At 63.5% G+C, this 8,300-nt stretch carries 7 protein-coding genes; 5 read left to right on the top strand and 2 right to left on the bottom strand.

Annotated elements, in window-relative coordinates; all coding sequences use genetic code 11:
- Positions 1–199 precede the first annotated feature (199 nt).
- Positions 200–1,855 (top strand): FAD-dependent oxidoreductase, encoded by a 1,656-nt coding sequence (locus tag HZB53_20835; protein ID MBI5880103.1) that lies wholly within the window; start codon positions 200–202, stop codon positions 1,853–1,855.
- Positions 1,852–3,288: a cyclic nucleotide-binding domain-containing protein gene (locus HZB53_20830; protein ID MBI5880102.1), complete on the top strand. Its 1,437-nt coding sequence runs from the start codon at positions 1,852–1,854 to the stop codon at positions 3,286–3,288. Before HZB53_20835 ends, HZB53_20830 begins: the two co-directional genes overlap by 4 nt.
- Positions 3,289–3,497: 209 nt before the next feature.
- Here HZB53_20830 and HZB53_20825 read toward each other — a convergent pair whose 3' ends face one another.
- On the bottom strand, positions 3,498–3,767 hold the full coding sequence (locus HZB53_20825) for a UBP-type zinc finger domain-containing protein (protein MBI5880101.1): 270 nt from the start codon (positions 3,765–3,767) through the stop codon (positions 3,498–3,500).
- Positions 3,768–3,946: 179 nt separating this feature from the next.
- Here HZB53_20825 and HZB53_20820 point away from each other — a divergent pair, with 179 nt between their 5' ends.
- A complete protein-coding gene (locus HZB53_20820; GenBank protein MBI5880100.1) occupies positions 3,947–4,789 on the top strand; it encodes a glycosyltransferase family 2 protein in 843 nt (280 codons plus the stop codon).
- Between the two features lie 9 nt (positions 4,790–4,798).
- Here HZB53_20820 and HZB53_20815 read toward each other — a convergent pair whose 3' ends face one another.
- Positions 4,799–5,614, bottom strand: a complete 816-nt coding sequence (locus HZB53_20815; GenBank protein MBI5880099.1) for a glucose 1-dehydrogenase — start codon at positions 5,612–5,614, stop codon at positions 4,799–4,801.
- Positions 5,615–5,685: 71 nt separating this feature from the next.
- On the opposite strand from HZB53_20815, the gene HZB53_20810 reads away from it, so the two are divergent.
- Positions 5,686–6,807, top strand: a complete 1,122-nt coding sequence (locus HZB53_20810; protein MBI5880098.1) for an aminopeptidase P family protein — start codon at positions 5,686–5,688, stop codon at positions 6,805–6,807.
- A gap of 36 nt (positions 6,808–6,843) precedes the next feature.
- Entirely contained in the window at positions 6,844–8,052 is a 1,209-nt protein-coding gene (locus HZB53_20805) for an acyl-CoA dehydrogenase family protein (GenBank protein MBI5880097.1), read from the top strand.
- Positions 8,053–8,300: the final 248 nt, after the last annotated feature.

The following is an 8,300-nucleotide window of genomic DNA, read 5'->3' as shown; positions in this document are numbered from 1 at the left end:
CACAACGCAAAAACAACCACGAGTTCATCAAACTCGCGACGCGTTAGCCCGGTCAGTGTCAGAAAATCTTTAGGGTTCCTTTTGAGCGTCTCGTAACTCAACATGCATAGTAGGATACCTTATTTTGAATAGAGTCTAATATACGTCACGGTGCCGGGAGCACCGCAACGCTTTTCCAGACATGGAGGGGGGAATCCACATGGCCAAGCCAGCCATTATTGCCGTTGACGACGATCACGCCGTGCTCAATGCGATCGAGCGCGACCTGCGCCAGAAGTACGGCCGCGACTACCGCATTGTCAAGGCTGACTCCGGTGCCGCCGCGCTCGAGGCGCTCAAGCAGTTGCAGCAGCGCGGCGACGTCGTCGCGCTGTTCCTTACCGACCAGCGCATGCCGGTGATGAGCGGCACACAGTTTCTCGCGGAGGCGCGCGCCATCTTCCCCGACGCGCGCAAAGTGCTCCTCACCGCGTATGCCGACACGGAAGCGGCGATTTCGTCGATTAATCAGGTCGGGCTCGACTACTACCTGATGAAGCCGTGGGACCCGCCCCAGGAGCACCTCTATCCGGTGCTGGATGACCTGTTGGAGGAATGGAAGGCTGAAGGGCATCTGCCGTACGACGGCATCCGCATGGCGGGCACGCTCTATTCGCCTGAATCGCACACTGTCAAAGACTTCCTATCCCGGCATCAGATCCCGTACCAGTGGCTGGACGTGGACACGGACGGCAAGGCGCGCGGAATGGTCGAGCAGGCCGCCGGCGGCAAGTTCAGCGTTCCGACGTTGTTCTTCCCGGATGGTTCGGTGCTGGTGCAGCCAACACTGCCCGCGCTGGCGGCCAAGATCGGCATTCAGCACGAGCCAACCCGGCCGTTCTATGACATGATCATCATTGGCGCCGGGCCGGCCGGGCTTGCCGCGTCCGTGTATGCGGCATCGGAGGGCCTGCGCACGCTGGTACTGGAGCGCGATGCGCCGGGCGGACAGGCGGGCACAAGCCCCAAGATCGAAAACTACCTCGGCTTCCCGAACGGACTTTCGGGCGGCGAGTTGACGCGGCGCGCCGTGGCACAAGCCAAACGGTTCGGCGCCGAGATTCTGTCGGCCTGCGAGGTCGCCTCGGTGCGCGCCGAAAACAAGTACCGCGTCGTGACGCTCAAGGACGGCCGCGAGATGAGCGCGCAGTTCCTTCTCATTGCCACCGGCGCGTCGTTCAATATACTCGATGTGCCCGGCGCCGCTCCGCTGACGGGCGCCGGTATCTACTATGGCGCGGCGCACACGGAGGCGATGTACTATCGCGACCAGCCGGTGCTGGTCGTTGGCGGCGCGAACTCGGCGTCGCAGGGCGCGCTGTTCCTCACTCGCTTTGCCAGCAAGGTGACGATGCTGATCCGGGGGCCCGAATTGTCGGCGTCGCAATATCTGGTGGATCTACTCGTCGCCAATCCCAAAGTTGAGATCCTCTACAACACCGAGACGACCGAGGTGCACGGCCGCGAGAAACTCGAAGATGCGGTGCTGGCCAATCGGGCAACCGGCGCGTCTTCCACGATGCCATCGGCCGCCATGTTCGTATTCATCGGCGCGCAGCCACAGAGCCACATGGTGCGTGACATCGTCCAGTGCAACAGCAAGGGCTTCATCCTGACCGGCCGCGATTTGCTGGTGGACGGCAAGCGGCCCAAGGGATGGACGCCTGACCGCGACCCGCTCATGCTGGAGACCAGCGTGCCCGGCATCTTCGCGGCAGGCGATGTGCGCGCCGGCACTAACCCGCGCGTCTCGTCGGCCACCGGCGAGGGCGCGATCGCCGTGGCGCTCTACTGGCAGTACATCAAGACGCTATGAGCAACATCGACTTCCTGCGGCAACTGGAACTGTTCAAGGGATTGCCCCCGGACGATCTCGCGCGGCTGTGCGCCATGAGCAGCGAGCTTGTACTCGTACCCGAAGAATATCTAATGCACGAGGGCGACCCGGGCGGCGCGCTGTATGTGATTCTCGACGGTGAGTTCCAGGTGACGAAGCGCCTGGACGGGCAAGAGGTGGTGCTGGCGGTGCGCGGCCGCGGCGAGGTGATCGGCGAGATGGCGCTGCTGGACCGGGCGCCGCGCGGCGCATCGGTGCGCGCGCTCAAACCGACACGCGCTCTCATGGTGGACCACGATTCGATGCAGAAGCTGTTGACGACCAGTGCGTCGGCCGCCCTGGCGATCCTGCACACCATGACGCAGCGCATTCGCAGCAACGAAGCGCTGCTGCGCCAGAGCGAGAAGATGGCCGGGCTGGGCACGCTGGCCGCGGGGGTGGCCCACGAGCTCAACAATCCTGCCGCCGCAGCCAAGCGCAGCGCGGACCAGATGCGCTCGGCCTTGACGACCTGGCTAGCCGAGGCCAACCAGGTGGGGGCGCTGAACCTGAACGCAACGCAGTCGCAGGTGGTCAACGACCTGCGCGACGCGATCGCACACCGCGCCGCGCCGGACTGGACTATGTCGCCGCTGGAGCGCAGCGACCGCGAGTCGGCGCTCCAGGAGTGGCTGGAGGCGTGCGGCGTCGAGGATGCCTGGGACCTGACGGCCAACCTGGTTACGGTTGGCTGGACGCCCGACAACCTCAAGCCGATCTGCGACAACTTCGACGCCGCGCAGTTGCCGGCCATCATCCGTTGGCTGAACGCCGGCACGTCGGTCTACCTGCTGCTGGACGAAGTGTCCAAGAGCGCCGAGCGTATCTCGGAGATCGTGAAGGCGGTCAAGACATACTCCTACCTGGATCAAGCGCCGGTGCAGGAGGTCAACGTCCAGGAAGGGCTGGAGAACACGCTCGTCATACTGCGGCACAAGATCAAACAGGGTGTCACGATCAAGAAAGAGTACGCGGTGGACCTGCCGCGTATTGAGGCGCTCGGCAGCGAGTTGAACCAGGTCTGGACCAATATCATGGACAACGCCCTGGATGCGCTGAAGCCGCAACTGGAACAAGGCAAGCCGGCAGAACTGGTCGTGCGCACATTCACTCAAGATGAGCACGTCGTCGTTGAAATCCAGGATAACGGGCCGGGCATCCCCGAGGAGATTCGCGACCGGATCTACGAGCCGTTCTTCACGACCAAGTCGCCCGGCATCGGTACCGGCCTCGGGCTGCACATCACATACAACATCGTCGTGCACAAGCATCACGGCCAGATCAAGCTGTTTTCGGAGCCCGGCTGCACCCGCTTTCAGGTGTGGCTGCCAGTGCGGTTTGACCGCGCGCAACTGGCCAAACCACAAGGGTAGACACAAACGAGATCGGCCCGGAGACCACCCCGGGCCGATCTCTTTATAGCGGTTTCCAGAAACAACCGATACGCAAATTGTCATTGCGAGGAGGCGAAGCCGACGAAGCAATCTCGACACGCCAGAAACTGAGATTGCTTCGCCCCCTGCGGGGGCTCGCAATGACGCTCATCGGCGCCGTATCAGATCATTCCGAAAAACGCTCTAGTTCACTTGAACCTGAACATCAACTCGTCCACGTAGCACCAGTAGTCGTGCTCCTCGCCCGGTTCCAGCGACCGGATGATCGGGTGCCCGATTTCGTGGAAATGCCGGGTGGCGTGCTTGTTCTTTGAGTCGTCGCAGCAACCAACCTTGCCGCAGATCATGCACTGGCGCAGGTGCACCCAATCGTCGCCAATTTTCTCGCACTCCTCGCACCCGTTCGTACGACGCTTGACCTTCTGTATTTGATCCAGATGGCCGCACTTCTTCGCCATAGTTCCTCCCGGAGATCAGAATTGCCCGTAATTTTAGCACACTGGGTTGCGGCGCGATGTTGTCTGTGATATATTGTCACCCGTGGCACACTTGATCACATGCTGTGGACGAAAGGCGACGACAGAGCATCGGAAAACCGCAATGCGTAATGCCTTCGCCGATTTTGTTGAATACACGCATGATTAACGGGCAGCGCCTCGTCGTGGTGATGCCGGCGTACAACGCGGCGCAGACGCTGGCGCGGTCGTACGGCGAATTGCCGCTGGAAATCGTCGATGAAGTGATCCTCGTGGACGATGCCAGCCGCGACGACACGGTCGAGCAGGCGCGCGCGCTTGGTGTGACCGTCATCCGGCACGACCGCAATACCGGCTACGGCGGCAACCAGAAGACCTGCTACACCGCCGCATTGGAGCGCGGAGCCGACATCGTCGTCATGGTGCACCCCGACTACCAGTACTCGCCAAAGCTCTGTGGCGCGCTGGCCTGGATGATCGCTTCCAACGAGTTCGACGTCGTGCTCGGCTCGCGCATTCTCGGCCGCGGCGCGCTGAAGGGCGGCATGCCGTGGTGGAAGTACGTGTCGAACCGGTTCTTGACGGCCGCAGAGAATATCCTGCTACAAATGAAGCTGTCGGAGTATCACACCGGCTACCGGGCGTTCTCGCGCCGGGTGCTTGAAACACTGCCCCTGTACGAAAACTCCGATGACTTTGTGTTCGACAACCAAATGCTGGCGCAGGCCGTGTTCTTCAACTTCCGCATTGGCGAGGTGTCGTGCCCCACGCGCTATATGCCCGAAGCATCGTCGATTAATTTTCGTCGCAGCGTTACGTATGGGCTTGGTGTGCTTGGCACGGCGCTGTCGTTCCGCCTGCATCGCTCCGGCTTGCGCCGCGATCCAATTTTCGAGGCCGGCGGGCGCAAATTGACAGTCGGGACATCGGAGGCGCGCGGCCGGTTGGTTGCGCCGTTGCGGGCGTCCGAGTCCGCCGCACAACGTGACACCGGCAAGCGCTAACCGTTGCCGCTAGACCGCCGGCGGGAGTTTCATCCCGATTTTATAGCCGCCATCGACCAACAGGCTCGTGCCCGTGACGTAGTCGGCATCGTCGCTGGCCAGATAGACGGCGGCGCGGCCGATGTCGCGCGGCAGGCCGAGGCGGCCCCACGGGATGCGGCTGCCGGAGCGCCGGATCTCTTCGTCGGTCGCGAACTTTCGCTCGCCGGGCGTGTCGATGTAGCCGGGGTTGATCACGTTGACGTTGATGCGGTGCGGCGCCAGTTCGTTCGCCAGCGTGCGGCCCAGGTGGTTGACGGCGGCCTTGGCCATGTTGTACGCGGCGCTGGTGGGGGACGGCACTTCGGATAGCAGCGAACCGATGATGATGATCTTGCCGCCGCGCCCTTGTTTCACCATCTGTTGGGCAGCGGCCTGGCACGTATGGAACACGCCGAGCTGTGTCACTTCCAGCGTTCGCCAAACGCTTTCCCAGCGCGCGTCGACGACCAGTTCGCGATCGGAGTAAGCGGCATTGGCGACGACGACATCCAGCCCGCCGAAGCGATTGACTCCCGAGGCGAACAGCTCGGCGATGGCGCCGCGGTCGGATATGTCTGCCGACACAACGTGCGCCTGGCGACCCAGCGCGGCGATCTCGCGGGCTGTATCCTGGCCGCCGTCGTGATCGCCGCCGGCCGGCAGATCGTTTACGATGACGTCCGCGCCTTCCTCGGCGAAGCAGACGGCAATACCGCGACCGATACCGCGCGCGGCGCCAGTGACGAGCGCAACTTTGCCGGCCAGCCGGCTGGTGGATGGCTGCTGACGCGTGGTTGGCGACATGCTCATAGTGTCCTCGCAACAGTGATGATTTGCACCGGCCATAGAGGCCGGACCGATAGGAGCCATTTTCGATGCATCAATTCCAGCGCGATCAAACGAGACAACTGCTGCGCGAGCGGGGCGTCGATGCGGCGTTGTTTGCCGACCCGCATTCCGTAACCTGGCTGACCGGCTTCGTTGCGTCGATCGAGCTTGGCCCGAACCTGTTTGCCGGCGCGCTGCCGCTCGTCTGGTATGCCGACGGCCGCTTCACGCTCGTCGTCGTCGATGCGCTGGCCGAAGCAGCCAGCCCATTCGGCCGCGAGCCCGATGGCGCCGTCGCATCCTATCTCGGCTATACGATCGAGCAGCCCATCGAAGGGCTGCGGGGCCTGCTCGACGTCCTGAGCGGTCTCTGGGGCAACGCCAGCCGCAACGTCGCGGTCGAAATAATGGCGGTGACGGCCGCCGTGCTGGACGTGCTGCGCGTCGGTCCGCCGGTCCGCGCACCGATTGATGCGACCGACTGGCTGAAGCCGCTGCGCTGCATCAAGACCGCCGAGGAAATCGCCAAGCTACGCGAGAACTTCCGGTTGACCGATATCGGTCACCGTGCCGCGGCCGAAGCGACCCGCGCCGGCGCGCGCGAGATTGATGTCTGGGCCGCCATCCATGCCGCGATCGACAGCGCCACCGGCTGCCGTGTGCCGCTGGGCAATGACTGCGTTGTCGGATACCGCCAAGCCAATATCGGCGGCTGGCCGCTTGACTATGTCATTCGGCCGGGCGATTCGCTGATTGTCGATCTGAGCACGATCCGGCACGGTTACTGGTCGGATTCGTGCAACACGTATTACCCGGCGCACCCGACCGCGCGGCAGTCCGAACTGCGCGCGATCGCCGCCGCGGCGCTGGCCTACGGGGCGACGCTTCTGAAACCGGGCGCGGTCGCCCGTGATATCGACCGTGAGTTGCGCGCGTTCATGGTGCGCGCCGGCCAGCCGGTCTACCCGCACCATACCGGGCATGGCGTTGGCGTGTCCGGCCACGAGTCGCCCCGGATCGTACCCTACTGCGAGGAAACGCTGGCGGCCGGCATGGTCATCATGCTCGAACCGGGCGCCTACTACCCGGGTGAAACCGGCGTGCGGCTCGAAGATGCGTTTCTGATTACGCCGGACGGCGCGGAGCGCCTGACGACCCATTTGCTGTGATTATACTTCACGGCTGGCCGTGAAAAGGAGACCGGAATGGAATTTGACTATTCGCCGCGTGTGAAGGGTCTGCAGGAACGACTGCTTGCCTTCATGGACGAGCATATCTACCCGAACGAGCACAAGTACTACGCGCATGCCCGCTCGGATGTGCGCTGGACGCCGGTGCCGGTCATCGAAGATCTCAAGTCGAAGGCGAAGGCGGCCGGTCTCTGGAATCTGTTTCTGCCGGAGAGCGAAGTCGGCGCCGGATTGACCAACCTCGAGTATGCGCCACTGTGCGAGATCATGGGTCGTTCGCCGATCGCGCCGGAGGTGTTCAACTGCTCCGCGCCGGACACCGGCAACATGGAGGTGCTGGAGCGCTACGGCACGGCAGAGCAGAAGGCACGCTGGCTGAAGCCGCTGCTGGCCGGGGAGATTCGCTCCTGCTTTGCGATGACCGAACCGGAGGTGGCGTCGTCGGACGCAACCAACATTCAGGCAAGCATCCGCCGCGAAGGCGACGAGTACGTTGTCAATGGTCTGAAGTGGTGGACATCGGGCGCCGGCGACCCGCGCTGCAAGATCGCTATCTTTATGGGCAAGACCAACCCCGATGCGCCCCGGCACGCCCAGCAGTCGATGATCCTGGTGCCGATGGACGCGCCGGGTGTGAAAGTTGAGCGGATGCTGAACGTCTTCGGGTATGAGGAAGCGCCGCACGGCCACGGCGAAGTGTCGTTCACAGACGTGCATGTGCCGGCGTCGTACATTCTCTTGGGCGAGGGGCGCGGCTTCGAGATTGCACAGGGGCGTCTGGGCCCTGGACGCATCCATCACTGCATGCGCGTGCTCGGTCTGGCGGAGCGCGCAGTGGAGGCGATGTGCGTGCGCGTCAAGTCGCGCGTCGCTTTCGGACGCCCGCTGGCCGACATGGGCACCATCCGGCACGACATCGCCGAGTCGCGCATGGAGCTTGAGCAAGCGCGCCTGCTTGTGCTGAAAGCCGCGTACATGATGGACACGGTTGGCAACCGCGCGGCCCGCGCCGAGATTGCGATGATCAAGGTGGTCGCGCCGAACACGGCGCTGCGCGTGCTCGACCGGGCGATCCAAGCGCACGGCGGCGCCGGTGTCTGCGACGACTTCTTCCTGGCGGCTGCCTGGGCAGGCGCGCGCACGCTGCGTCTGGCCGACGGCCCGGACGAGGTGCATCGCGAGTCGATCGCAAAGGTCGAATTGAACAAGAAGACCCGCTCCTAGAGCGGGTTGCAGAGACAGCAGAGACAACCGCTACGCAAATTGCCATTGCGAGAACGCCCAGTTCCGCACCGGGTATGCGGCGCTGAATGACGATTGTTGTAGGGGCCGGGCTTGCCCTATTGGTCATAGGTTAGGGTCATGGCAAAAATGTCAAGAGGCAGAATCGAGTGCTGGCGTGGGTGGCGGTTGCTGGGCGAGCAACGCCTGCAACTCGGCGCGCAGCGAATGGCGCTGGGGCCGTGCGCGTT

It is taken from the genome of Chloroflexota bacterium, assembly GCA_016235055.1.
Taxonomy (GTDB): Bacteria; Chloroflexota; Anaerolineae; order JACRMK01; family JACRMK01; genus JACRMK01.
Note: the sequence above shows the minus strand (reverse complement) of the source record. Positions and strands in the feature narration are given on the sequence as shown.